21 protein-coding genes are annotated in these 22,890 nt (G+C 65.7%); 7 read left to right on the top strand and 14 right to left on the bottom strand.

The window, feature by feature from the left end; genetic code table 11:
- Positions 1-8: 8 nt before the first annotated feature.
- Positions 9-599 (bottom strand): NUDIX domain-containing protein, encoded by a 591-nt coding sequence (locus G342_RS0116125; protein WP_018184199.1) that lies wholly within the window; start codon positions 597-599, stop codon positions 9-11.
- 55 nt (positions 600-654) lie between these two features.
- Entirely contained in the window at positions 655-1,221 is a 567-nt protein-coding gene (locus G342_RS0116120; protein ID WP_018184198.1) for a TetR/AcrR family transcriptional regulator, read from the bottom strand.
- 81 nt (positions 1,222-1,302) lie between these two features.
- On the opposite strand from G342_RS0116120, the gene G342_RS0116115 reads away from it, so the two are divergent.
- Positions 1,303-1,734 carry a VOC family protein gene (locus tag G342_RS0116115; protein ID WP_026304509.1) on the top strand — a complete coding sequence of 144 codons (432 nt, stop codon included), beginning with the start codon at positions 1,303-1,305 and terminating at the stop codon, positions 1,732-1,734.
- Here the strand turns inward: G342_RS0116115 and G342_RS0116110 are convergent.
- On the bottom strand, positions 1,726-2,616 hold the full coding sequence (locus G342_RS0116110) for a LysR substrate-binding domain-containing protein (RefSeq protein WP_018184196.1): 891 nt from the start codon (positions 2,614-2,616) through the stop codon (positions 1,726-1,728). The genes G342_RS0116115 and G342_RS0116110 overlap by 9 nt on opposite strands.
- 92 nt (positions 2,617-2,708) lie before the next feature.
- Here G342_RS0116110 and G342_RS0116105 point away from each other — a divergent pair, with 92 nt between their 5' ends.
- Together G342_RS0116105 and G342_RS0116100 are read left to right on the top strand one after the other, a co-directional pair.
- On the top strand, positions 2,709-2,903 hold the full coding sequence (locus tag G342_RS0116105) for a hypothetical protein (protein ID WP_018184195.1): 195 nt from the start codon (positions 2,709-2,711) through the stop codon (positions 2,901-2,903).
- Positions 2,904-2,932: 29 nt separating this feature from the next.
- The gene (locus G342_RS0116100) at positions 2,933-3,112 is read left to right on the top strand and encodes a hypothetical protein (protein ID WP_018184194.1); all 180 of its coding nucleotides are present in this window, start codon (positions 2,933-2,935) and stop codon (positions 3,110-3,112) included.
- Between the two features lie 291 nt (positions 3,113-3,403).
- Here G342_RS0116100 and G342_RS0116095 read toward each other — a convergent pair whose 3' ends face one another.
- From G342_RS0116095 to G342_RS0116075, 5 genes are all read right to left on the bottom strand, one after another.
- Positions 3,404-5,425 carry an aldo/keto reductase gene (locus tag G342_RS0116095; RefSeq protein WP_018184193.1) on the bottom strand — a complete coding sequence of 674 codons (2,022 nt, stop codon included), beginning with the start codon at positions 5,423-5,425 and terminating at the stop codon, positions 3,404-3,406.
- A gap of 73 nt (positions 5,426-5,498) precedes the next feature.
- Positions 5,499-6,353 (bottom strand): carbohydrate ABC transporter permease, encoded by an 855-nt coding sequence (locus G342_RS0116090; RefSeq protein WP_018184192.1) that lies wholly within the window; start codon positions 6,351-6,353, stop codon positions 5,499-5,501.
- Positions 6,350-7,288, bottom strand: a complete 939-nt coding sequence (locus G342_RS0116085; RefSeq protein ID WP_083931248.1) for a carbohydrate ABC transporter permease — start codon at positions 7,286-7,288, stop codon at positions 6,350-6,352. Before G342_RS0116085 ends, G342_RS0116090 begins: the two co-directional genes overlap by 4 nt.
- Before the next feature lie 128 nt (positions 7,289-7,416).
- Positions 7,417-8,643 (bottom strand): ABC transporter substrate-binding protein, encoded by a 1,227-nt coding sequence (locus G342_RS0116080; RefSeq protein WP_018184190.1) that lies wholly within the window; start codon positions 8,641-8,643, stop codon positions 7,417-7,419.
- 345 nt (positions 8,644-8,988) lie between these two features.
- On the bottom strand, positions 8,989-9,573 hold the full coding sequence (locus G342_RS0116075) for a nitroreductase family protein (RefSeq protein WP_018184189.1): 585 nt from the start codon (positions 9,571-9,573) through the stop codon (positions 8,989-8,991).
- A gap of 173 nt (positions 9,574-9,746) precedes the next feature.
- On the opposite strand from G342_RS0116075, the gene G342_RS0116070 reads away from it, so the two are divergent.
- On the top strand, positions 9,747-10,391 hold the full coding sequence (locus tag G342_RS0116070; protein ID WP_026304507.1) for an SGNH/GDSL hydrolase family protein: 645 nt from the start codon (positions 9,747-9,749) through the stop codon (positions 10,389-10,391).
- A gap of 20 nt (positions 10,392-10,411) precedes the next feature.
- Here the strand turns inward: G342_RS0116070 and G342_RS24375 are convergent, their stop codons facing one another.
- Genes G342_RS24375 through G342_RS0116055 form a run of 3 tightly spaced genes read right to left on the bottom strand, consistent with a single transcriptional unit; the run spans position 10,412 to position 16,085 of the window.
- Positions 10,412-12,589 carry a putative bifunctional diguanylate cyclase/phosphodiesterase gene (locus tag G342_RS24375; RefSeq protein WP_018184187.1) on the bottom strand — a complete coding sequence of 726 codons (2,178 nt, stop codon included), beginning with the start codon at positions 12,587-12,589 and terminating at the stop codon, positions 10,412-10,414.
- Positions 12,590-12,625: 36 nt separating this feature from the next.
- Positions 12,626-13,915 carry a winged helix-turn-helix domain-containing protein gene (locus tag G342_RS0116060; RefSeq protein WP_018184186.1) on the bottom strand — a complete coding sequence of 430 codons (1,290 nt, stop codon included), beginning with the start codon at positions 13,913-13,915 and terminating at the stop codon, positions 12,626-12,628.
- A 46-nt stretch (positions 13,916-13,961) separates the two neighbouring features.
- Complete coding sequence (locus G342_RS0116055) at positions 13,962-16,085, bottom strand: bifunctional diguanylate cyclase/phosphodiesterase (protein ID WP_018184185.1); 2,124 nt, start codon at positions 16,083-16,085, stop codon at positions 13,962-13,964.
- A 496-nt stretch (positions 16,086-16,581) separates the two neighbouring features.
- Here G342_RS0116055 and G342_RS26290 point away from each other — a divergent pair, with 496 nt between their 5' ends.
- Genes G342_RS26290 through G342_RS0116040 form a run of 3 tightly spaced genes read left to right on the top strand, consistent with a single transcriptional unit; the run spans position 16,582 to position 19,023 of the window.
- Positions 16,582-17,409 (top strand): hypothetical protein, encoded by an 828-nt coding sequence (locus tag G342_RS26290; RefSeq protein ID WP_018184184.1) that lies wholly within the window; start codon positions 16,582-16,584, stop codon positions 17,407-17,409.
- 4 nt (positions 17,410-17,413) lie between these two features.
- A complete protein-coding gene (locus tag G342_RS26285) occupies positions 17,414-17,827 on the top strand; it encodes an SET domain-containing protein-lysine N-methyltransferase (RefSeq protein WP_018184183.1) in 414 nt (137 codons plus the stop codon).
- Positions 17,827-19,023, top strand: coding sequence for an MFS transporter (locus G342_RS0116040; RefSeq protein ID WP_083931246.1), 1,197 nt, complete (start codon positions 17,827-17,829; stop codon positions 19,021-19,023). Before G342_RS26285 ends, G342_RS0116040 begins: the two co-directional genes overlap by 1 nt.
- A gap of 179 nt (positions 19,024-19,202) precedes the next feature.
- Here the strand turns inward: G342_RS0116040 and G342_RS0116035 are convergent, their stop codons facing one another.
- From G342_RS0116035 to G342_RS24370, 3 genes are all read right to left on the bottom strand, one after another.
- On the bottom strand, positions 19,203-19,619 hold the full coding sequence (locus G342_RS0116035) for a VOC family protein (RefSeq protein WP_018184181.1): 417 nt from the start codon (positions 19,617-19,619) through the stop codon (positions 19,203-19,205).
- 382 nt (positions 19,620-20,001) lie between these two features.
- Positions 20,002-20,484 (bottom strand): P-loop nucleotide/nucleoside kinase family protein, encoded by a 483-nt coding sequence (locus G342_RS0116025; RefSeq protein ID WP_026304506.1) that lies wholly within the window; start codon positions 20,482-20,484, stop codon positions 20,002-20,004.
- A 253-nt stretch (positions 20,485-20,737) separates the two neighbouring features.
- Positions 20,738-22,702, bottom strand: coding sequence for a potassium transporter Kup (locus G342_RS24370; RefSeq protein WP_018184178.1), 1,965 nt, complete (start codon positions 22,700-22,702; stop codon positions 20,738-20,740).
- Between the last annotated feature and the right edge of the window lie 188 nt (positions 22,703-22,890).

The raw sequence follows: 22,890 nt of genomic DNA, 5'->3' as shown, positions 1-22,890 counted from the left end.
AATCGAAGTCAGGTGTCGAGCAGGCCCTTCAGCGCGACGTACTGGATCAGCATGATCGTCTTGGCGTCGCAGATGCGGCCGTCATCGACCATGGCCAGCGCCTCGTCGAACGGAAGCTCCAACACCTCGATATCCTCGCCTTCATGCTCGTGGCCGCCGCCATCGCCGGTGCGATCGCCGGGCTGGTAGCGCGCGACGAAGAGGTGCAGCTGCTCGACGACGCTGCCGGGCGACATGAACGAGACCATGATGCGGCGCGGCGCCTCGAGCGTGACGCCGAGTTCCTCCTCCGCTTCCTTCCTGATGCAGGTGACGGGATCGTCGGCATCGAGCAGGCCGGCGCAGGCTTCGATCAGGGGCTCGACATGCCCCCGGACAAAAGCCGGATAGCGGAACTGGCGGATCAGCAGGATCGTGCCGCGATCCGGATCGTAGGGCAGCACAGCCGCGCCGTCGCCCCGGTCATAGGTCTCGCGGACCTGTTCCTGCCAGGTGCCGTCGGAGCGGCGGTAATCGAAGACGTTCTTGTGCAGCCGGCCCCAATTGTCGGAGAGCAGCACACGCTCGCGCTCCCGGACCCGGTCCTTCCAATCGGTCATGTGAGTTCTTTCCTGCCTGTCAGCCCGTCGATGCCGGCCCGCCGGGCCGAGCGCATCACGACACCAGTCGCCTTATAAGAAGCGAAAGCGACGCTTCATAGACGGCCCGGCCGCCGCCGGCGTCGATCGCCAGCGCCGCACGGTCGAAGGCGGCCGAGACGAGGTCGCCCAGGGCCTCGGCCCCCTCCGCGATGCCGGCCTCGGCGAGTCCTTCCCGCAGGGTGCGCGCGGCATGCGCCTCGTCGAGCGCGCGCGTCTCGGCAAGACCGAGCACGGCCGGCGCCTCGATCAGCAACAGCCGCGTCCGGCCGGGCGCCGCCATCGCGTCGAGATAGGCGCGACTGCCGGCGAGAAGCGCCTCGACCGGATCGTCTCTGGCTTCCGCTCCACGCTCGATATCCTCGGCCACCGCCCTCGCCTCCGCCTCCGCCACCGCCCGGAACAGGTCCCGCTTGTCGCGAAAATGGTGATAGAGCGCGCCGCGCGTGATGCCGGCGGCGGTCACGATCTCCGGCGTCGCCGTCTCGGCATAGCCCTTGTCGACGAACAGCGCCCGCGCCGCCGCGATCAACGCGGCGCGGGTCTTCTCGGTGCGGTCCTGGTTGCTGCGCGGCGATTGCATACATACAGCCTGTATGTTAATGAAAGGAAACATGCAGACTGTATGTCAATTCAGGAAGCCCGGAAAGCCATGGAGACCCCGATGAAGATCACCAGCTACTATCCCGTCATCATGACGCGCGACGTCGCCGGCACGGCGGCCTTCTATCAGGCGCATTTCGGCTTCGCCGTTTTGTTCGAAACCGACTGGTACGTGCACCTGCAATCGATGAACGACGCCAGCGTCAATCTCGCTGTCCTCGACGGGTCGCACGAGACGATCCCGGCAATCGGGCGTGGCACGGTCTCCGGCCTGCTGCTCAATTTCGAGGTCGAGGATGTCGACGCCGAGCATGCCCGCCTCAAGGGGGCCGGCCTGCCCATGCTGCTGGAGCTTCGCGACGAGGCGTTCGGCCAGCGCCATTTCATCACCGCCGATCCGAACGGCGTGCTGATCGACGTGATCAAGCCGATCCCGCCCAGCGCCGACTATGCGACGGCATATGCGGAAAGCGCCCTGCCCGCCTCAGGCTGAGCCCGGTGGCAATGCCATCTCGCGCGTGAGCCAGTCATGGAAGAGCCGCACCTTGCGGCTCCTCCTTTTCGCCTCGGTCGTCACGAACCAATAGGCGAGATCCGTCTTCGCCTCCGCCGCGAAGGGCCGGACGAGGCGGCCGGCGTCGAGCGCGTCCTGCACCACCATCTGCCAGGCCAGCATCACCCCCTGCCCCGACAGCGCCGCCTCGAGCGCCAGCACCGGATCGGTGAAGGCCGGGCCTGCGAGCTTCGGCATCGGCGCGTTGGCCGCGCGGAACCACGCCGGCCAGTCGACCATCGTGCCCTCGTCGATGACGACAGGGACGTGGCCGAGATCGGCGGGCGTCTTCAGCGCGTCGCGCCAGTTCGGCGCGCAGACCGGAAAGAAAGGCTGCGGCAACAGTTTCTCGGCGACGATGCCGGCCCAGTTGCCCCGCCCGAGCCGGATGGCGCAGTCGACATCGCTGCGCGCCAGGTCGACCACGTCGGTCGTCGCGACGAAGCGGATCTCGATATCGGGGTTCTGGCGCGTGAAGCGGCCGAGGCGCTGCACCAGCCAGCGCGCCGCGAAGGTCGGCGCCGTGGTGATGGTCAGCATGCCGCGCCGGTCGCCCTCGATCACCGAGACTGCCTCCGCCACCTGCCGGAACCCGGCCGACAGCAGCGGCAATGCCGCATCGAGCGCCGGCGTCGGCGTCAGGCCGCGCGGCGTCCGCTCGAACAGCACCACGCCCAATCGCGCCTCGGCGCGGCGAATGTGCTGGCTGACCGCGCCCGGCGTCACGCCGAGCTCGGCGGCGGCGACCGAAAGCGTGCCGCCGCGCGCGACGATTTCTATAGCCCGCAGGGCGTTGAGCGGAACTTTGAACGGATCGGCCATATAGATTTTCTAAAGTGTGACCGAGATCATGTCGATACCGCCGCGATCGGTTTAGGACCATGCTGCCTCGACGTCAGCCGAGGAGATGAACCATGACGATCCAGGGGCTCATCAAAGCCATCGTCGACTGGGCGGCCGAACCGGTCCCGGTCGCCGGCAATGAAAATGATTCTTCGGAGTCCACACTCTGGACACGAAACCTGCGTGAACTGGCGGATCTGCCGCTCGGCCCGGAGCCGACTGGCGCCCCGGACGAGATACCGGAAAGACGTGACCGCTGCGCCTGAGCGCGGCGGCGGGTAGAGGAGAAGTCGAAATGTCCAGCCGAGCCAAGACCCCGCGCCCCAGCGCTGCGGCACTGCGCGAAGAGGCGCTGCGCAGCCAGTACAAGGCGCTCAACCGCTGGCTCGCCGCCGCCGTGCTGCACGCCCGTCCCGCGTCCTCGACGCAGATGACGATGTCGACGACCTCGTCGCGCGACGCGGAAATGGAATAGAGCGCGGGCTTCGATAGCGAAGGCACGCTCGGCTCGCCACGAGCAGGTGGTGAATGCGAGGCAAGGCGTCGAACGCGCCTGCCGTCTGCAGAGCTGCAACCGAATTCCCGCGTACCCCGTCATCCCGCGAAGGGGGGATCCATGCAGCCGCGCATCCGGGAGTTTCGCGCGGCCGTCATCCCGGCTGGATGGATCCCGGGTCGAGCCCGGGACGACGGCAAGTGGGGGCCCCGGCGATCTCCCCCTCCCGCTTGCGGGAGAGGGTCGGGATGAGGCCCGGAGTCGATCCGCTCAGCCCTTGTCGAGCCAGGCGACCTGCTCGGGCGTCAGGTTGATGTCGAGCGCCGAGAGGCTGTCCTCGAGTTCGGCCAGCGTGCGCGGGCCGATCAGCGGCACTACCGGGAAGGGCTGCGCCAGCACATAGGCGAGCGCTATGTGGATCGGGTCGCGGCCGAGCTTCTTGGCGAGTTCGATCGCCCGGTCGCGACGACCGAAGTTCTTCTCCGAATACCAGACGCGCACGATCTCCTCGTCATCATGCTTGTCGCGACCGGCGCGGTCGGTGAAGAAGCCCCGGCCCTGGCTCGACCAGGCGAAGTTCGGGATCTGGCGCTCGTTCAGCCACGCCTTCCACGGATCGTCCGAGGCGGCGACGCAGCCAGCCCAGATCGGATCGAGCATCTCGGCGAGCGAGAAGTTGTTGGAGAGCGCGCCCGGCTTCTGCTTGCCGTTCGCCTCGGCATAGGCGATCGCCGCGTCCATGCGCTCGCGCGTCCAGTTCGAGCCGCCAAACGGACCCCGGATGCGGCCGGCCTTCACCTCGGCATCCATCGCATCGACAAACTCCCCGACCGGAACGTCCGGATTGTCGCGGTGCATGAAGTAGATGTCGACATGGTCAGTCTTGAGCCGGTCGAGCGTCTCGGTCAGCTGCTTGCCGATGACATCGGGATAGACGAGCGGCGAATGCGCGCCCTTGCCGATGACGACGGATTCGTCGCGCACGCCGCGGCTGGTCAGCCAGTCCCCGAGGATCTTCTCCGTCTTGCCGCCGGCATAGATGTAGGCGGTGTCGAACAGATTGCCGCCCGCCTCGTGGAAGGCATCGAGCAATACCGAGGCGCTGGCGAAATCCGGAAAGAACTCGAAGCCGAGTGCGGCCACCGAGGTCGGCTGGCTGACGCCCGGAAGCTGGCGCTTCGGGATCGACTTAGCGCCGCGCGAGAGCTTGGCGCCCTTGATGGTGTTGGTCTTGCGCGCCGCCGTCTCGATGCCGAAGACGAGGCCGACATTGGCGCGCCACTTGTCGAGCGTCCGGAGATTGCCGAGCGTGTCGGCCCAGCTCATGCCCGGCGACGCCAGCTCCTGCTTGCCGGCGCGGATCGCCTCGCCCGCCGCGTCGACTTCGAAGGAATAGAGCCAGCCGGGCTCGACCACCTCGATCGCCTCGACACTGCCGTCCGGGCGTACGATGCGGATCGTGCCGGTGCCGCCCTGCTTGCCGCCGGCGAACCAGAAGTCGGAGACCTCGATGCGCCCCTTGGTGCCGAGGATGCGCAGCATGTTGTCCTGCGCCAGCGACACGCTGCAGGAGACTTCGGCGATGATGTCATTCGGGAAGGTGAGGATCGCCGCCGCCCACTCGTCGACGCCGGACTGGCCGAGATGCGCCGAGCCCTGGACCTGGACCGGATCGAGGAACGGCTTGCCGGAAGCCGCGCCAGCGATCAGCCGCGTCATCGAGACCGGATAGCAGCCGACATCCATGATGCCGCCGCCGGCGAGGTCATTGGCGTAGAGACGGTGCTCGGGATCGAATTTCGGCATGGCGAAGCCGAAACTCGACTTGATGGCGCGCACCTCGCCGATCGCGCCCTCGGCGACGAGGTCGTAGAGCCGCTTGGTCTGCGGATGGAGCCGGTACATGAAGGCTTCGCCGGCGAAGGTGCCAGCCTTCCTGTGGGCATGGAAGATCGCCTCGGCCTCGTAGGCGGTCAGGCCGAGCGGCTTCTCGACCAACACATGCTTGCCGGCCTCGGCCGCCTTGATCGCCCATTCGGCGTGGCCGGGATGCGGCGTCGCGATGTAGACGGCCTCGACCTCGGCATCGTCGAGCAGCGCCTGGTAGCCGTCATGGATGCGGGCGCCGGGGAAATCTTCGGCGAGGCCGGGCTTGGCCGGATTGCGCGTACCGATCGCGACGAGCCGCCCCGTCTTCGAATGGGTCAGGCCGTCGCGAAACGCCTTGGCGATGCCGCCGGGCCCGATGATGCCCCAGCGAACCGGATCCTGGCTTTTGCCCTCAGTCGTCATATCAGTCTCTCTCGTTGAACATCGTCCGGCGCTCATTCACCGGCGGAAGGTTTGCAGATCGGGTATCGGTCGCCTAGCCCTTGACCGCGCCCATCGTCAGTCCGGCGACGAAATGGCGTTGCATCAGGAAGAACATCACGACCGGGGGAATGGCGACAAGTACCGTCGCGGCGGCGATGATGTTCCAGGCGGTGACGTACTGACCGCGCAGCGTGGCGAGGCCGGCGGTGACGGGGCGGACCGTGTCGGCCTGGGTCAGCACCAGCGCCCAGAAATAGTCGTTCCAGACGAAGGTGAAGATCAGCACGCCGAGCGCGGCGAGCGCCGGCCGCACCAGCGGCGTCACGATGTGCCAGAGCACCTGCCAGGGCGAGGTGCCCTCGACCTTCGCCGCCTCGAACAGTTCGCCCGGCAGTTCGGCGATGAAATTGCGCATGAACAGCGTCGCGAAGCCGGTCTGGAACACGGTGTGGAACAGGATCAGCGCATAGGGCGTGTCGTAGAGGCCGACCTTCAGCATGAAGTCGCGCACCGGGATCATCAGGATCTGGTGCGGGATGAAATTGCCGCCGATCAGGAGCGCGAACAGGAGCATGTTGCCGCGGAAGCGATAGCGCGCCAGCACGAAGCCCATCATGGTCGACAGGATCATGACGAAGAACACGGTCGGCAGCGTGATGACGAGCGAATTGAAGAAGAAGCGCGCCATCGCCGTCTGGGTGAACACGGCCTGGTAGTTCTCAAGAAGGTTGAAGCTCTTCGGCCAGCCCCAGTAATTGCCGACCATCAGATCCTCGGACGTCCGGATCGAGGTCAGGGAAATGGCGAAGAGCGGCAGCAGCCAGAGGGTGAGCACCACGATGATGGCGACGGGATAGAGCGCGCGGATCGCCGGGCGCGCCTGCTGGACGGGGAACGGATAGCTCATCGGTCGCGCCTCCGCTCGGCGCGCACGACGCGGGAGAGATACCAGGTGATGAACACCGCCATGACGGCGAACAGGACGGTCGCGATCGCCGCCGCATAGCCCATGCGGTAGGAGAAGATCGCCTGCTCGTACATCTGATAGGCGAGCACCGACGACGACCCGTAGGGACCGCCCTGGGTCATGATCGCGATCAGGTCGAAGCTGCGGAGCGCGCCGATCACCGTCACGGTGAGCGCGATGAAGCTGGCGGCGCGCAGCTGCGGCAGCACGACATGCCAGAACATCAGGAAGCCACGCGCGCCATCGACGCGACCAGCGCCGAGCACGTCCTCGTCGAGATTGTTGAGCCCGGCCAGGAACAGCACCATGCAGAAGGCAACCTGCGGCCAGAGCGCCGCCGCGACGATGCCGAAGGTGACGAGCTCAGGATCAGAAAGGATCGCCGGCGCGGTCGCACCGAAAGCCTGGAAGATCAGCGCCATCATGCCGAAGGTCGGATCGTAGAACCAGCTGTAGACGACGCCGACCGTCACCGGCGCCAGCACCAGGGGCATGAAGAACAGCGATTTGGCGAGGCGGATGCCGCGGATCTTCTGGTTGACCAGCAGCGCCAGCGCCAGCCCGCCGACCGGCGCGATCAGGAACAGCACCAGCCAGATGACGTTGTTGCGCAGGCTGGTGAGGAACTGCGGATCGACGATCAGCTCGCGGTAATTGCCGAGCCCGACCCAGCTCATCGGCCCCATGCCGTCCCAGTCGTAGAGACTGATGCGGAAGCTCTGCAGGGTCGGGATGACGATGATCAGCAGGAACAGGATCAGCCCGGGGGCGAGCAGCAGCGCCGGTGTGATCCACTCCCGGTGCCGTCGCCACCAGGAGGACGGCAACCGCCTGTCCCGGGTTCGGCCGCTGGAAGCTCGCAAGACGTCTGACATCAAGGCTCTGTCCACTCGGTACTGTCACCGCCAGGCAGCAGCGGAGGGCGGGCAACTGGCCCTGTCCGTCCACCCTGCGCGGCGCGAAGCCGGCGCGACCCGAAGGCCGCGCCGGCCGGCCATTCGTCTCAGCTCTTCTTGTAAATGCGCTTGCGCGCCTGCTCGAGCCGCGCCTGCACCTGCTTACGGCTGGAGGGATCGGACATGAATTGCTGGAAGCCGTTCATGCCGATCTGCGCCATGTCGGGATCGGTGTCGCGGTCGTAGTACTGCGAGGCCGACTTCGCCGATTTCAGGATCGCCTGGCCCTTCTCGAGCAGCCAGTCCTTCTTCAGCGCCGGCACGTCGGAACGCGTCGGGATGTTGCCTTCCGGCTCGACCCAGAGCGCCAGCCGCTCGGGCTGGTAGAAGAAGGTGAGGAACTGGCGCGCCAGGTCCTTGTTCTTGGCGCCCGACGGAATGTGCATGGAATCGACCGGGAATTCCTCGGCGGTCGGCACCGCCGCGTCGATCACCGGGAACTGCAGATAGGTGTATTTGTCGAGGTCGGCCGGCGGGATGTTGCGGGTCAGGAACTGGCCCATCAGATACATGCCGGCCTTGCCCTGCAGCAGGAACGGCACCGCGCCCTGCCAGTCATAGGAGGTGTGGTTCGGAATGAAGAACTTCTTGTCGATCAGCTCCTGCCACTTGTCGAAGACGGCATCGAGCTTCGGATCCTCGTAGGACGCCTCGCCCGCCATCAGCTGCATGTGGAAATCGTAGCCATTGATCCGGAGGTTCAGATAGTCGAACCACGCCGCCGTCGGCCACAGATCCTTGGTGCCGATCGCGAAGGGCGAGATGCCGTCCGCCACCATCTTGTCGCCGAAGACGATCAGCTCTTCCCAGGTCTCGGGCGCCTTGCCGCCGGCATATTTGTCGAGATGGTCCTTGCGCGCCCAGATGCCCCAGAAGCTGGCGCCCGTCGGCACGCCATACTGCTTGCCGTCGACCGTGACGGTCGTGGTCAGCGCGCCGACCTTGTCGGCCCAGCCCTCCTTGGCCCAGAGGTCGGAAATGTCGTCGAACAGGCCGCGATTGACGAAGGCGCGCATGCGGTCGCCCGAGAACCACAGGCAGACATCCGGCGGATTGGCGACCAGGAAGTTGCGGATCGCGGTCTTGTAACCCTCATGGTCCATCGCGTTCTGCTGGACCTTGATGCCGGTCTCCTTGGTGAACTCCTCGATGAACTGGGCCATCAGCTTGCGCTGGCCCTCGCCGCCGATATTGGTGTTGATGACGAGGGTGCGATCCTCGGCAAAGGCCGGGCCCATGCCGCCGCCAATCGCGACGGCGCCGACACCAGCCATGAGAGATTTCAGGAGCGTACGACGACTCGTCGCGCGAAACGGCACGTCACTCATTTCATTCCTCCCAACGACACACAATTTTTAGTTGTCGTAGCGTCGGAACAGCCCTTCGGCTGCCCTCCTCCGTCGCCCGACAGTCATGTCCTCCAGCGTGTCTTGGGCGTCATTAGGGATCCGGCCCGGAGCGAATGTCAACACATTCCGGGTACGCACCTCAAAACTGTCCGCCACCTCTCAGCCTACTTGCGGGACGCCATGCACAGGGCTGAAACGCAGTGATATATTTGAATAATATTATACGATGTCCAGTACCGGGTTTGCCCCGCAGGATAGCGACGGGACCCGTCAACCCTCCGGCCACGGGCCGTGAAACGCGAAGTCCGGCACGGCACGGCGCGTGCGCCCACCCAGCTCGCGTTCCCGGTCGCGCTCCGGTAGCACATCGGGATCGCCGGGGAAGCCGATGCCGATACCGGTGCAGGGCTCGAAGCCCTTGGGCACATGGGCGGCGGCGATCACCTTGTCGCTGTCGAAGCCGCCGAAGGGATGCACGGCGAGGCCGTTGGCGGTCGCCTGCAGCAGCAGGTAGCCAAGCGCGATGCCGGTGTCGTGGCGATTGTGCCAGAGCGCCCGGCCGCTGTCGGAATGCGTCTTCGCGATCGCATAGCCCAGCACCGAGCAGCGCCGCACCCAGGGCTGGTTGCCCTCGGCGGCGCATTCGACCAGCGCGTCGAAGAAGGGTTCGCCACGGAAGGCATAGACGAAGCGCCAGGGCTGGCTGTTGGAAGAGGACGGCGCCCAGCGCGCGGCCTCGAACAGCGGCTTCAGATCGGCCTCGGTCAGGGTCTTCTCGGGATCGAAGGCGCGCGGGCTCCAGCGCTCGGCAATCACCGGCAGGATCGGCACATCGGTCTCGGCGGTCTTCCGCATTCATCATCTCCATCGGCACGCAGCGCGTCCCGCGGCGAGAGTCGCGCCGCCGACGCGAGCCGATCGTAGAGGGGCGGAGCGCGCGCGTAAGCCCCCTGCTTGAGAAATGCGGGCCATGATGTTTGATCGATGCCGCAGCGGCGAGGCAGATTCGCCGGGAGGAGCAGCATTCGATGAAGACAGTTCTCGCCTATGGCGATTCCAACACCTGGGGCGCCGCGACGGTCCCCCGCCCCGACGATCGCTACGGGCGCGACGAGCGCTGGCCGGGCGTTGCCCAGGCCGAGCTCGGCGCAGGCTGGCACGTGGTCGAGGAAGGCCTGCCCGGCCGCACCACCGTTCACTCCGACCCGGTCGAGGGCGAGTACATGAACGGCAAGACCTATCTCCTGCCCTGCCTCAGGAGCCACCGGCCGCTCGACGTCGTGGTGATCATGCTGGGTACCAATGACCTCAAGGCCCGCTTCAACGTGCCGGCAGAGGATATCGCCAAGGGCGTCGGCGAGCTGATCAAGGTGATCAAGCAGGCCGAGGCCGGCAACGATGCGGGCGTGCCGAAGATCCTCGTCGTGGCGCCGCCGCCGATGCTCGACCACACCGGCGAGAAGCCGGAATACACGCCGATGCTGGCCGGCGGCCTGCCGAAGTCGCAGGCTTTCGCGACGCTCTACGCTGCGATCGCCAAGGAACACGGCACGGCCTTCCTGGACGCCGGGCAGCACATCCGCTCCAGCGCCTATGACGGCATCCATTTGGATCCCGACGCGCAGGTCACGCTCGGCAAGGCGATCGCTGCCGTCGTCAAGACGCTGGCCTGATCCGTCGATGGCCGTCGGGCTCAGGCGGGCTGGAGGGCTTCGGCCACCGGCTCCGCTTCCGCTTGGGCGATCAGCTCGGTGACGGCTGCGGCCGTCATCGGGCGGGCGAAGTAGTAGCCCTGGAGATGCGAGCATCCGGCGGCGCGCATGATCTCGACGTCGGCCTCCGTCTCCAGGCCCTCCGCCGTGACCGCGAGGTCGAGCGCCAGACCGAGCGCCACCGTCGCCTCGCACAGGCGTCGCGTCTCGGGATCGACCGACACGCCATGCACGAGCGAGCGGTCGATCTTCAGCTTGTCGAAGGCGAAGCGCCGGAGATAGCCGATCGAGGAATAGCCGGTGCCGAAATCGTCGAGCGCCACGGTGACGCCGAGGACGCGCAGCACGGCGACGATGTGCTGCGCGCGATCGGGATAGGAGACGAGGTTCGTCTCCGTCATCTCGACTTCGAGCCGCGCGGCCGGCAGGCCGGTTTCCGACAGGATCGAGGCCAGGATCCGATCGAAGCCGGGATTGCGGAACTGCACGGCCGAGACGTTGACCGCGAGGCGAACCTGCGGCCACGCCACGGCGTCCAGGCAGGCATGGCGCAGCACCCAGGTGCCGAGCTCGTCCATCAGCCCCATTTCCTCGGCGACGGAGATGAAGAGATCGGGCGGAACCGCGCCGCGAACCGGATGCTGCCAGCGCAGCAGCGCCTCGACCAGCGCCGGTCGCAAGGTCGCGGCGTCGTAGATCGGCTGATAGACGATCTTCAGGGCATTTCCCTTGAGCGCGATTCTGAGATCGTCGGCCAGCAGCCGGCGCTCGAGCTTCTCGGCGTCGATCGACCGGTCATAGAGGGCGACGCGGCTGCGGCCGAGTTCCTTCGCTTGGTACATGGCGACATCGGCACGGCGCAAAAGTTCCTCGGCCGAGATTCCGCCCTCGTCGGCGAAGGCGATGCCGACGCTGGTACCGACGGTCAGAACCCTGCCGTCGAGATGGATCGGCGCGTGCAGGAACTGGACGAGGCGATTGGCGATCTCCTCGGCGGCGCTGACAGCGTCGGGGCTGTCGAGCACAAGGGCGAACTCGTCGCCGCCGACGCGCGCCAGCAATCCCTTGTGGGCGCAGATCGCCTTGAACCCGCGGGCGACGCGCTCCAAAAGGCGATCACCGGTATCGTGGCCATAGGAGTCGTTGACCTCCTTGAAGCCGTCGAGATCGAGGAAAACGACGGCGAGCGCCTCCGTGCCGCCCCGCCGAACCGCGACATCGAGCCCCTTGGTCAGGGCCGCCCGGTTGGGCAGGCCGGTCAGGCTGTCGTGATGCGCGTCATAGACGGCCTGATGCTCGCGCCGGCGCGCCGACACCAGATTGGCGTAGCCGATGCCGAGCAGGAACAGGATGGTCAGGCCGATCAGCCCGAGCGTCACATAGGCGACTGGGGCGACCCGCTGGAAGGCCTCGTTGCCGGGGCTGTTATACTGCCAGGTCAGCGCCCCGACCTTCTTGCCGGTCGGATCGACGAGCTGGACATGCTGGCCGTCGAAGTTCGGATCGAAGCTGAGCGACATGCCCTCGATGGCGAAATCGGCGCCCATGCGCCGGATCGACCGGTCGTCGAGCGTGTGGGCGAGCACGAGCAGACGCGGCCGGCCGACGGCGCGCTCAACGCCGCGCGTGGTGGGATAGATCGACCCGACCGCCACCGCCGCGATGGCGCCGGACCGGTCCTTCATGATGCCGGCCTGGGCATCATATTCGGTATAGTTCCGCGCTAGCGCCGTCATCATCACCTGCAGCGGCGAGCCGAACTCCTCCAGCGGCCCGCGCGGCGCGACGCCGCCATGACGATAGGCGAACAGGTGCTGGCCGTTCTCGTCGAGGAGATAGGCGGCGTCGAAGAAGACGGCGGAACGCGTCGATTCCTTGAAATTGCGGGTAGCGAATTCGGTGTCGACCTTGCCGTACAGCGCCACGGCGGCGTCATCCCAGACGGCATAATCGCCATGGGCATCGCGCAAGCGCTTGAGCAGGGCCTGCAGCGACGCCTCGGCGGAGCGCTCGGTCGCCACGGCGTCGATCTGGTCGACTTCGCCGGCCATTTCGGTCAGCGCGACGATCATGAAGACGATCGATCCTGCCAGCACGAGAAGGACCGGCAAGGCGATGCGCAGCGCAAATCTGAAGGTCGAGCGCGGAATGAGACTCATGGCACCGCTGAAGATAACTTCCCCAGCGGCATACAATCACTCCGACCTTAAGGACGAATGAAGCATATCCATGGTTGTTGAACGGTTTTCGACCCTGCACAGGATTTCGCGCAGCGCCACGGCCAGCGACGTCTCGGCTTCGACGCGGATCTCGGGCAATTTCAGCCAGTCGGCCAGGTGCCGCAACTCCAGCGCCAGGGCGCCGATCATGTCGTCCGTCCGGCGCAGCCCCGCCTCGGCGAACACGCCGAAAACCCGCAGCCGTCCACCGGCGCGGTCCGCCTTCAGGTCGACGCGTGCCTCGAGCCGGCCGCGATGCAGGAACGGCATGACGAAATAACCGAAGATGCGCTTCGGCTCCGGCGTGTAGAACTCCAGCCGGTAGTGAAAATCGAAAATCCGTTCCGTGCGGGGGCGATGCCAGACCAGCGGATCGAACGGCGACAGCAGCGCCGTCGGCGCCAGCCGCTTCGGGATCACGGCGCCGGTGGCGAGGTAGGCCGGCTGCTTCCAGCCGTCGACCTTCACGGGCTCGAGGTCGCCCGCCTCGACCAGTTCGGCGAGCGCGAGTTTGGTCTCGGCGACCGGCAGGCGGAAATAGTCGCGGATGTCGATCTCGGTCGCCACGCCATGGGCGCGGGCGCCGGCCAGCGTCAGGGCGCGGATGGCATCGGCCTCGTCGGGCGTCGCCACACTGCCGATCGCCGCCGGAATGACGCGCTCCGTCAGGTCATAGACCCGCTCGAAGCCGCGCCGGTGGCTCGTCGTCACCTCGCCGGTCCAGAACAGATATTCGAGCGCCGTCTTGCCCTTGTGCCAGCCCCACCAGGGACCGCTGCGAGTGCCCGGATCATCCAGTTCGCTGGCGCTAAGCGGACCGCGCCGGCCGATCTCCGCGATCACCGCGCGGATATAGTCGGGGTTGTCGGCGGCGAACTTGACGATGCCGCCATAGATGCCGATCCCGGCCGCCGCCCGCTTCATCCGCCACCGCATCAGCGGATGGAAATCCAGCGGCAGCAGCGAGGCCTCGTGCGCCCAGTATTCGAACAGCGCCCGCTTGGTGCCACCGGCGAAGGCTCGCTCGTCGAGGGCGGCGCGGGAATAGGCGCCGAGCCGACTGAAGACCGGCAGGTAGTGGGAGCGCACCAGCACATTGACGGAATCGATCTGCAGCAGGCCCATGCGCGCCACGACGGGGGCGATGCGCCGCCATTGCGACGGCGTCGGGTCCCGGCCGCCGCCAAATCCCTGCGCCGCGAGCGCGACGCGACGCGCTTCCTCGGCCGATAGTGTCCCCTGCAGCGCGCTCTGATGCATTGTCATGCGACGACTATCGCAGGCTGTCCCGACGGACGCCAGTCATGCCGCCTCAGGTCCGCACGAGATTGATCAGCCGTTCCTTGTCCAGCATGGGCGGCGGCGCCAGATCGGGGAAGAGCCGCCGGCTGTCGCCGAGGTCGGCCAACAGCGTCGTGATCTCGGCCGCCGACATCGGCTTGGCAAGATGGAAACCCTGCACGTACTCGCACTGCAGCAGGCGCAACAGCTGCAGTTGCTCGACCGTCTCGATGCCCTCGGCGACGACGGCGATGTCCATGGCGTCGCCAAGCGCGATCATCGACTGGATCAGCGCGTTGGCGGTCGGATTGGTCCCAAGTTCCGAGATGAAGGACTTGTCGATCTTCAGCCAGTCGAACGGGAACTGGCGCAGGTAGCCGATCGACGAGAAGCCGGTGCCGAAATCGTCGAGCGACAGGCCGAAGCCCATCGACTTCAGCCGCGCCAGCTTGCGCTTGGCGATGGTCGGGTTGCGGACCAGCAGCCCCTCGGTCAGCTCGAGCTTGAAGCGGTTGGGCACGACGTCATGACGGCGGGCGATGGCGCCGAGATCATTGGCGAAGCTCGGATCGCGCAGCTGGGCCGGCGAGACGTTGATCGACATCTTCAGGCCGGGCCATTCGATCATGTCCTGGCAGGCGCGCTGGAACACGAACTTGCCGATGTCATGGATCGCGCCGGTCTCCTCGGCGACCGGGATGAACTCGGCCGGTGAGACGCGGCCGAACTCCTTCGAGTCCCAGCGCACCAGCGCTTCGACGGAAACGATGGCAAGATCGCTGGCCCGCACGATCGGCTGGTAGGCGACCGAGAGCTCGTCGCCCTCGATGGCGCCGCGCAGCGCGATGCCGAGGCGCTTTCGGTGCAAGGCGCCGGTCTCGAGCCCCGAATGATAGGGCACCGCGTCGCGCTCGGCCGCGTTCTTGGCCTGGTACATGGCAAGGTCGGCCCGGCGCAGCAATTCGGCCGGCGTGACGTCCTGGCCGTCGGAGACGGCATAGCCAACCGCCGCCGTCACCTGGAACTGGAAGCCGGCGACGCTGAAGGGCTGGTCGAGCGCGTGCACCATCGCCGAAGCGACGCCGGCCACCGCCGCCGGGGCGGAACGCCCGGTCAGCGCCACGGCAAATTCATCGCCGCCGACGCGGGCGAAGCGGGCGTCCGGCGGCAGGATCATCGACAGCCGCTCGGCCAGCAGGCCGACCAGCTCGTCGCCGCCCTGGTGGCCGATGGAGTCGTTGACCGACTTGAAGCCGTTGACGTCGAGATAGATGATCGCTGCCTCGGCCTTGGCGCAGGCCTCGCCGAACTGATCGCTGTCGCTGAGCTCGTTGAAGCCGTAGCGATTGGTCAGGCCGGTCAGGCTGTCGGTGCGCGCCGCCGTGATGGCCTGATGCTCGCTCAGCGCCTGCGACAGGGCGAGCCGGCGGGCCCTCAGCACGGTCCACATCGCGATCAGGCAGAACACCAGCAAGCCGCCGGCGATCGGCGCCACCACGTTGCGGAGCACGGCGAAGCCGGGCGTCGGCGGGGTCCAGACGAAGCGGCCGATCACATTACCGTAAATGTCGCGGATCTCGGGGAAGTCCTTGGCCGAATGCGCGGCATCCTCGCGCTCCAGGCGTAGGTCGTTGATGAGGAAGCTGCGACCGAGTTCCGACAGGCGCTGATTGCTCAGATAGAAGCCCATGACGAGGACGGGCAGGTTCTTTGGGTCGACCGTATCGACCTTCGACACCGGCGCGATGCGCGACACCGCGAAGAGCAGCGTCCCCGCCGAGGTCTGGACATAGGAGGAACGCGCGGCATTGTTCTCGATCGGCGCCGTGCGGATCAGCTCCTCGATCTTCTCGATCAGCTTCGGCGACATCACCGTTTCGGAATTGGGCGCGTCGGCCGGCGTCCACCAGCCATACATCAACTCGTGCTCGGGCGAGATGATCGCCAGGAAGTCGGCGATCTGGGTATCGATGATGCCGGTGCCGATATTCGCCTCGATCCACTCCTTGTCGGACCGGCCGTAGGCATCATAGGCCTCTTCCCACCAGGAATAGTCGTTGGCCAGGCCCTGGACCCGCGTATGCATCGCGTCGACGCCACCCATCACCATGGTGCGTGTCTGCTCGGCGGCCTGATCGTTCTGGCGATAAGCCATCCATGCGACGCCCGAGATGACAGTCACGATCGTGACGACAATGCCGGCTACAAGATTGAATGTAATTCGCCCGGCGATTGGGTGAGACATACGTCGTGTCCATCTCTTTTCTTCGACGCGCTACCCTACGCATCAGCCTTTTATGCGGCCTTAACCGGTTCCCGACGATTTTAGTGATAGCTGGGGTACGGACCGCACCGAGCAGGGGCAGCTGGGAATGAGCGATTCCAAACGGCAGTTCGAAGCCCTCTTTCGACCGGCGCGGACGGAGGCCTTCGCATGAAAGAGAACAGTAGACTCAGCTATAATATGGTTGACTTTGCTTCGAATTTGCCTCCAATTTCAAACCAATCACGTCCAAGTAAAGTCTGGGTAGCGTTGCGGGGGCAATATGAACTTCCCACCGGATGATGATTCGGCTGGGATGGCGTCTTCGGTCGCCGTCGGCTGCCCATTTCATCCCAAAGTACCGTCAAACAACGAGTTTGACGACTGGTTGCAGGCAGACCTTCGCTGTTCCGCCGGCAAGCGGGAGTTTCAGCTTGGCCGCTATACGGTCGCGCATGTCCGCAACGGCTACCAGTTCTCCGAGGCGCTGAACACCTTCCGGCAGGATGTCGAGGAGTACCGGAAGACCGGTTTCCTGGCGATCGTCGCCACCCCGTTGAGCTTCTCAAACTCGGAGGACGAACTGCGCCTGCTCGCCCAGATCATGGTCGATGCCGGCCATGCCGACAGCGCCGGCGCCCTGGTCAACAGCCAGACGGTGGCGATCCCGTTCGACGTCGTCTGCCCTGTCACCGGCATTCCGACGATCTACGAGTTCTTCCCCGTCGCCTTCTGCCCCCATGCCGCCGCCGTCGCCGATCCGCTCTACGATCCGGCGCTCAGTACCCCGTTCCTCGCGATCAACACCACCTCCGACGCCTTCGCCTTCGCGATGCTGGTGCGCGACCTGTGCCAGCGTCACTTCCACTGCGCCCCGCACGAGGTGCGCGAGCGGCGCGAGCTGGAACGGCTGCTGCACAAATGCGCCGCCGCGTGGCAGAAGATGTCGATCAACACGATCCAGGGCTACCAGAAGGTGTCGGCGACGGCGGAGCGCTCCGTGCATCTCTCCGACGACCAGCAATACTGGACGGCGCCCCACAACGACCCGGTCTTCGCCGAGCTGGCGAAGGAGCCGCATGACCACGAAATGCCGGTGGTCTATGCTCACCGCCTTTGCGAGCGCTGGCTCGCTGCGCTATTCGACGGTCAACGCTATCAGGCAAGCCGTGACGGACAGTCCGGCGGTATCCCAGCTTTCGACTTCAGGAAGTGACCGCATGAGCTACACGAACGATGAAGTCATCGAGGTCCGGGCGATCAGCGACGATCACCAGACCATCCATGCCAAGGCCACCATCCCGAAGGACACGCTGCTCGGCTTCTTCGACGGCAAGGCGATGCTGATCGACCTCGACAAGCAGAGCGAGCTCGACGACTACTGGTGGCGGCAGTCCGTCCATCTGAAGCTGATCGGCCGCAAGCTGCTCTGCCTGCTGCCGGTGGAAGAGCCAGCCGGCATCGACTTCCTCAACCATTCCTGCCATCCGAACACACGGGTGGAGGACCAGCTTTACGTCTTTGCCGATCGCGATATCGCCGTCGGCGAGGAACTGACCGCCGACTACCGGACCTTCGACCTGGTTCCCCAGGGCATTCGCTGCTGGTGCCCCGAGCCGCTCTGCGAGATCTGATGCAATCGAGAGACACGAGACCGACCGCGGCGCGAACCCGGTACTGGCGCGTCGCGGGCGTCTTGCTGCTGATCGGCATCGAGGCGTTGCTGTTCGGCTATTCCTATCCGTTCTTCTCGCTCGCGCTCGAAAAGAAGGGCATCGCCACCTGGCTGATCGGCCTCAACGCCTCGATCGCCGGCGCCGGCATCCTGATCTTCGGCCCGTTCGTGCCCTGGCTCATCGACCGGATGGGGCTGCGCCTGCTGGTGGCGGCGCAGTTCGCGCTGTCGCTTGCCTCGTTCGCCGCCATCTTCGCCTTCGACAACATCGCCGTCTGGTTCGTCGCCCGCTTCGTCATGGGCACCTGCTTCTCGGCGCTGTGGACGACGACCGAGATCTGGCTGAACGGCGTCGTCGACGACCGCAATCGCGGCCGCATCGTCGGCGCCTCCGGCACGCTTTACGCCGCCTGCCAGTTCATGGGTCCCCTGCTGCTGAGCGGCACCGGCTCGACCGGCAGCCTGCCGCTGATCGTCGCCATGATCCCGCTCGCCATCGGCGTTGCCGTGGCGCTCTCGATCCGCTCGGCCGTCGGTGACGTCGAGGACGAGGAGGAGAGCGGCGACGTCCATACGCTCAGGATGTCGCTGACGCTGGCCGGCAGCCTGATCGCCGCCGCTTTCCTGACCGGCATCGGCGAGACGGCGATGCAGAGCCTGCTGCCGCTCTACGGCCTGGCGCACGGGCTGACCGACGCCGGCGCCTCGCGCCTGGTCGCCATCTTCAGCCTCGGCGAGGCGGTGCTGATCGTGGCGCTGGGCTGGTTCGCCGACCGGCATGGCCGGCGGCTGACGCTGATCGGCTGCGCCGTGCTGGCGGTGGTAAGCACCCTCGCCTTCCCGTTCGTGATGAACCAGGCGTTCCTGCTCGAGCCCGTCGTCTTCCTCGCCGGCGGCACCGTGTCGGGCCTCTATACGCTCGGCATCGTCCTGATCGGCCAGGATTTCCGCGGCCAGCGGCTCGCCGTCGTCTCGACCGGCTTCGCCATGGCCTATTCGGCCGGCTCCGTCATCGGCTCGACGCCGATCGGCTTCCTCATGGACCTGTTCGGCGCGGAAGCGTTGCCGGTCTCGGTCGCCGTCGGCTTCCTGGCGCTGCTGGTCTTTCTGCTCCGCCCGAGCCGCAAACAGGCGGCCGAAGCCCCGGCCGACTGAGCGTCGGTTCCCGCCGGTCGGAGACCTCTGACGGCCATGGGAGGCGCCGCCAAGCAATAGGTCCGCCCACGACCCCCTTTCGGACATTTCGGGGTGGCATCGCCTTTTCTTGAAAGCCGTCATTGTTCTGGAGCGGTTCGACACATTGCTGCAACGGCTACCCTGTGCAGGACGAACCCCTACTCAGCTAGAACGGCGAAGAGGCTGTGGATGTTGCCCTCCGGATCGGCAAAGAAGCCGGCATAGTGTCCCCAGTGCTTCTTCGTGGGGGCGGCGATGGATCGCCCGCCATTCGCCACGATGTGGCTAAACCGTTCGTTGACATCGTCCGTCGATGCACATTCGAAATTCAGCTCGAAGGCCTGGCCAGTGAACGGCGTGCGGTAATCAGGGTGATCGTGCGTATTGGGGCTCATGCCGATCCTAGAGAAGATGGCAAGGCGGATGCCTTCGCCTCCAAAGGCGACGTAGTTCTGCTCCGTGACGTCAACGCGAAGGCCGAGCGCGTCACGATAGAAGGTAGCGAGCTTCGCTACGTCCTCTGCGAGCACAGTGATTCCCTCCAACCTAGCAATGGCGGCTTTGGTAGCGGTCAACGCGCAATCTCCAAGTTCGTTTCTGTTTTGTTCTTCACTAAGCGCCGATTCGCGCTGTGCGGCAACACCGTGGCTACGACACTGAGGTTGGATGCTTAACCAGGAGCCGACAGGCAGTAATCCACCCATGTCCGACATTCGCTATGCCGGACGCCGCGCCTCCAACCGAGCCAATTAACAGGCCGCCCGAGAATGTCTCGCGGCGGCCTTTTCCATGGCTGACAAGCGGGACTTCGAAGCGAAGCCCTGTCGGATCAGAACGACATCTGCGTGCCGATCTCGACGACGCGGCCGGTCGGAAAATGGAAATACTCCGTCGCGTCGCTCGAATTGATCGCCAGCCTGATGGCGCGATGGGGTTGGACCATGCCAGATCCAGCCGCTAGGGCGTGAACTCGTCCGGGCTCGGCGGCTCGAACAGACGCATCCACTCCACGAACCGATTCTCGGGGATATGAAACGTGCCGGGCGGAAGCTCGGCATTCCTGGCCCGGATGCGCTCCAGCAGCACCTCTTGCGACGCATCGCCATAGTGAATCCGGAAGCCCGCGCCGAGGTCGCTAGCTTTCGCTCGAAACTCGTCCCGCTCGCTTCGGCTCCAGAAACCGAAATCCAGGATCACATCGACGCCCAGCGTCAGGACGCGCGCCGCCGTCTCCCACAGAAGCGCTTCGACGGTCGCATGCCGGGCGTTGTGCTCCGCGAATTCGGCATCGTCGCTGTCGTCGTGGACGTCCATTCCGAACAGCCGAACGTGCCATTCATCGACAGTGAGGCGAAGCGCCGAGTGCTCGACCTCGAGCTTGCGCGCCAAGGTCGTCTTGCCGCTGCCCGGAAGGCCCACCATCAAGTGAAGCGTTGCCATGGGGCCCCATCCAACTAGCCAGATCCTAGGCGACGGGCTCTAGCCGAGGGAGCGATCTCCGGCAACCCTCCCGTCGGCCTCGCCCTATCCCTCGCCATCATCCCGGACGCGGCGAAGCGGAGATCCGGGATCTATTCAGCCGATGCTTCAGGAGGCTAGTGCGACAAAGTCCTTGGTTGCCGGGAATGCGTCCCCAAACAACAACGCCCGCCTCTTTCGGGGCGGGCGCTGTCTATACTCGGATTTGGCAGCGTCAGATCGACATCTGCGTGCCGATCTCGACGACGCGGCCAGTCGGAATATGGAAATACTCCGTCGCGTCGCTCGCGTTGATCGCCAGCTTGATGAACAGCTTGTCCTGCATGCGGGCGAACAAATGGTGGCTCGCCGGCTTGATCGAGCGGCGCGACAGGAAGAACGACGTCGACATGATGTCATACTTCCAGCCCTGCTTGCGGCAGAGGCCGAGCGCCTTCGGCACGTTCGGCGTCTCCATGTAGCCGAAGGTCATGAAGATCCGCGTGAAGCTGTCGTTGATCGGCTCGATCCGCACGCGGTCGGCCTCGTCGATACGCGGCGTATTGCTGGTGACGACCGTGAGCAGCACGTTCTTCTGATGCAGGACGCGATAGTGCTTGAGGCTGTGCAGCAGCGAGGACGGCGCCGTCTCCGGATCGCTGGTCAGGAACACCGCCGTGCCGGGAACACGCACCACGCTGCTCTTCTCGAGATTCTTGACGAGATCGCTGAGCGGCACGTCGGCGCGCCGGCTCTTCTCGAACAGGATCTTGGTGCCCCGCACCCAGGTCCGCATGATGAACATGATGGTGAGCGCGAAGACGATCGGCAGCCAGCCGCCTTCGGTGATCTTGAGCAGATTGGCGCCGAGGAAGATCAGGTCGATCAGCAGGAAGGGGGCGATCAGCAGGACCGAAACCCAGAGCGGCCAGCGCCAGAAGCGCCACACCACGATGAAGGCCAGGCAGGCCGTGATCACCATTTCAGCGGTGACCGAGATGCCGTAGGCGGTGGCGAGCTTGCTGGACGAGCCGAACATGATAACCAGCAGCAGCACGGCGACCATTAGGATCGAATTGACCTGCGGCATGTAGATCTGGCCGACATGCGTCTCGGACGTATGTTCGATCTCCATGCGCGGCAGCAGCTTCAGCTGGATCGCCTGGCGGGTCATCGAGAAGGCGCCGGTGATGACGGCCTGCGAGGCGATGACGGTCGCCAGCGTGGCGAGCAGCACCACCGGCAGCAGCGCCCACTCCGGGAACAGCAGGTAGAACGGGTTCTTGATCGCCTCGGGATTGGCGAGAACCAGCGCGCCCTGCCCCAGATAATTGGCGGTCAGCGCGGGAAACACGAAGGCGAGCCAGGTGGCCTGGATCGGCTTACGGCCGAAATGGCCGAGATCGGCATAGAGCGCCTCGGCGCCGGTCACCGACAGGAAGGCGGCGCCGATGACGAGCAGGCTGGTATGGCCGTGCGTCACGACATAGCTGACCGCGTTGTACGGATTGAAGGCGGCGAAGATGCCGGGATCGTCGGCGATGTGCAGGAAGCCGCCGACCGTCATCACGACGAACCAGAGCGCGGTAATCGGTCCGAACCAGGCAGCGACCTTGGCCGTGCCGTAGCGCTGCACGAGGAACAGCGCGGCGATGATGACGATGGTAATCGGGATGACGTAGCCGTCGAAGGCGGGCGTGACGAGCGTCAGGCCCTCCACCGCCGACAGCACAGAGATCGCCGGCGTGATCACCGCATCGCCGTAGAACAGCGCCGCGCCGGCGACCCCGAGCACGAAGATGATCGGCGCGGATCGCCCCGTCGCCCGGAGCGCCAGCGCCATCAGCGACAGCGTGCCGCCCTCGCCATTGTTGTCGGCGCGCAGCAGGATGACGACATACTTCAGCGTGACGATGATGGTCAGCGTCCAGATGATCAGCGAGATGACGCCGATCACCTCCTCGCGCGCGAGCGTTCCATGGGCCTTCTCGGCCGCGTGCAGCGCCTCGCGCAGCGCGTAGATGACGCTGGTGCCGATATCGCCATAGACGACACCGACCGAACCGAGGGCGAGCGTGAAGAAGCCGACATGGGGTACGCCGTTGCCGCCACCGTTCTCTTCGGCGGCCGTTCCGGGCGCTGCGGTGTCCGCACCCGGATGAGCGGTCCCGGTGTCGGACCCCTGAGCATTCAAAGCCATGAAATGGTCATCTCATTCACCGCACCTGCCGGCGGCCGCGTGCTTATAGCAGAAGACACGCGGGGCACAACGCGCCCCCTCGAAACGAGGGGACGCCCTACGTCACCTCAATCATAGCAGCCGCACCGCCTCGCCACATCCGCAAAAACACCCCGGCATGGCAACGGCCAGAGCCCCATTCCAGCAGT

The sequence above is a fragment of the Kaistia granuli DSM 23481 genome (assembly GCF_000380505.1).
In the GTDB taxonomy this organism is placed as follows: Bacteria; Pseudomonadota; Alphaproteobacteria; order Rhizobiales; family Kaistiaceae; genus Kaistia; species Kaistia granuli.
Note: the sequence above shows the minus strand (reverse complement) of the source record. Positions and strands in the feature narration are given on the sequence as shown.

Excerpts from the sequence above, each read along its gene's own strand:
- G342_RS0116125 (WP_018184199.1), bottom strand. The coding sequence starts at position 599 with ATGACCGATTGGAAGGACCGGGTCCGGGAGCGCGAGCGTGTGCTGCTC.
- G342_RS0116120 (WP_018184198.1), bottom strand. The coding sequence starts at position 1,221 with ATGCAATCGCCGCGCAGCAACCAGGACCGCACCGAGAAGACCCGCGCC.
- G342_RS0116115 (WP_026304509.1), top strand. The coding sequence starts at position 1,303 with ATGAAGATCACCAGCTACTATCCCGTCATCATGACGCGCGACGTCGCC.
- G342_RS0116110 (WP_018184196.1), bottom strand. The coding sequence starts at position 2,616 with ATGGCCGATCCGTTCAAAGTTCCGCTCAACGCCCTGCGGGCTATAGAA.
- G342_RS0116105 (WP_018184195.1), top strand. The coding sequence starts at position 2,709 with ATGACGATCCAGGGGCTCATCAAAGCCATCGTCGACTGGGCGGCCGAA.
- G342_RS0116100 (WP_018184194.1), top strand. The coding sequence starts at position 2,933 with ATGTCCAGCCGAGCCAAGACCCCGCGCCCCAGCGCTGCGGCACTGCGC.
- G342_RS0116095 (WP_018184193.1), bottom strand. The coding sequence starts at position 5,425 with ATGACGACTGAGGGCAAAAGCCAGGATCCGGTTCGCTGGGGCATCATC.
- G342_RS0116090 (WP_018184192.1), bottom strand. The coding sequence starts at position 6,353 with ATGAGCTATCCGTTCCCCGTCCAGCAGGCGCGCCCGGCGATCCGCGCG.
- G342_RS0116085 (WP_083931248.1), bottom strand. The coding sequence starts at position 7,288 with ATGTCAGACGTCTTGCGAGCTTCCAGCGGCCGAACCCGGGACAGGCGG.
- G342_RS0116080 (WP_018184190.1), bottom strand. The coding sequence starts at position 8,643 with ATGGCTGGTGTCGGCGCCGTCGCGATTGGCGGCGGCATGGGCCCGGCC.
- G342_RS0116075 (WP_018184189.1), bottom strand. The coding sequence starts at position 9,573 with ATGCGGAAGACCGCCGAGACCGATGTGCCGATCCTGCCGGTGATTGCC.
- G342_RS0116070 (WP_026304507.1), top strand. The coding sequence starts at position 9,747 with ATGAAGACAGTTCTCGCCTATGGCGATTCCAACACCTGGGGCGCCGCG.
- G342_RS24375 (WP_018184187.1), bottom strand. The coding sequence starts at position 12,589 with ATGAGTCTCATTCCGCGCTCGACCTTCAGATTTGCGCTGCGCATCGCC.
- G342_RS0116060 (WP_018184186.1), bottom strand. The coding sequence starts at position 13,915 with ATGACAATGCATCAGAGCGCGCTGCAGGGGACACTATCGGCCGAGGAA.
- G342_RS0116055 (WP_018184185.1), bottom strand. The coding sequence starts at position 16,085 with ATGGCTTATCGCCAGAACGATCAGGCCGCCGAGCAGACACGCACCATG.
- G342_RS26285 (WP_018184183.1), top strand. The coding sequence starts at position 17,414 with ATGAGCTACACGAACGATGAAGTCATCGAGGTCCGGGCGATCAGCGAC.
- G342_RS0116040 (WP_083931246.1), top strand. The coding sequence starts at position 17,827 with ATGCAATCGAGAGACACGAGACCGACCGCGGCGCGAACCCGGTACTGG.
- G342_RS0116025 (WP_026304506.1), bottom strand. The coding sequence starts at position 20,484 with ATGGCAACGCTTCACTTGATGGTGGGCCTTCCGGGCAGCGGCAAGACG.
- G342_RS24370 (WP_018184178.1), bottom strand. The coding sequence starts at position 22,702 with ATGGCTTTGAATGCTCAGGGGTCCGACACCGGGACCGCTCATCCGGGT.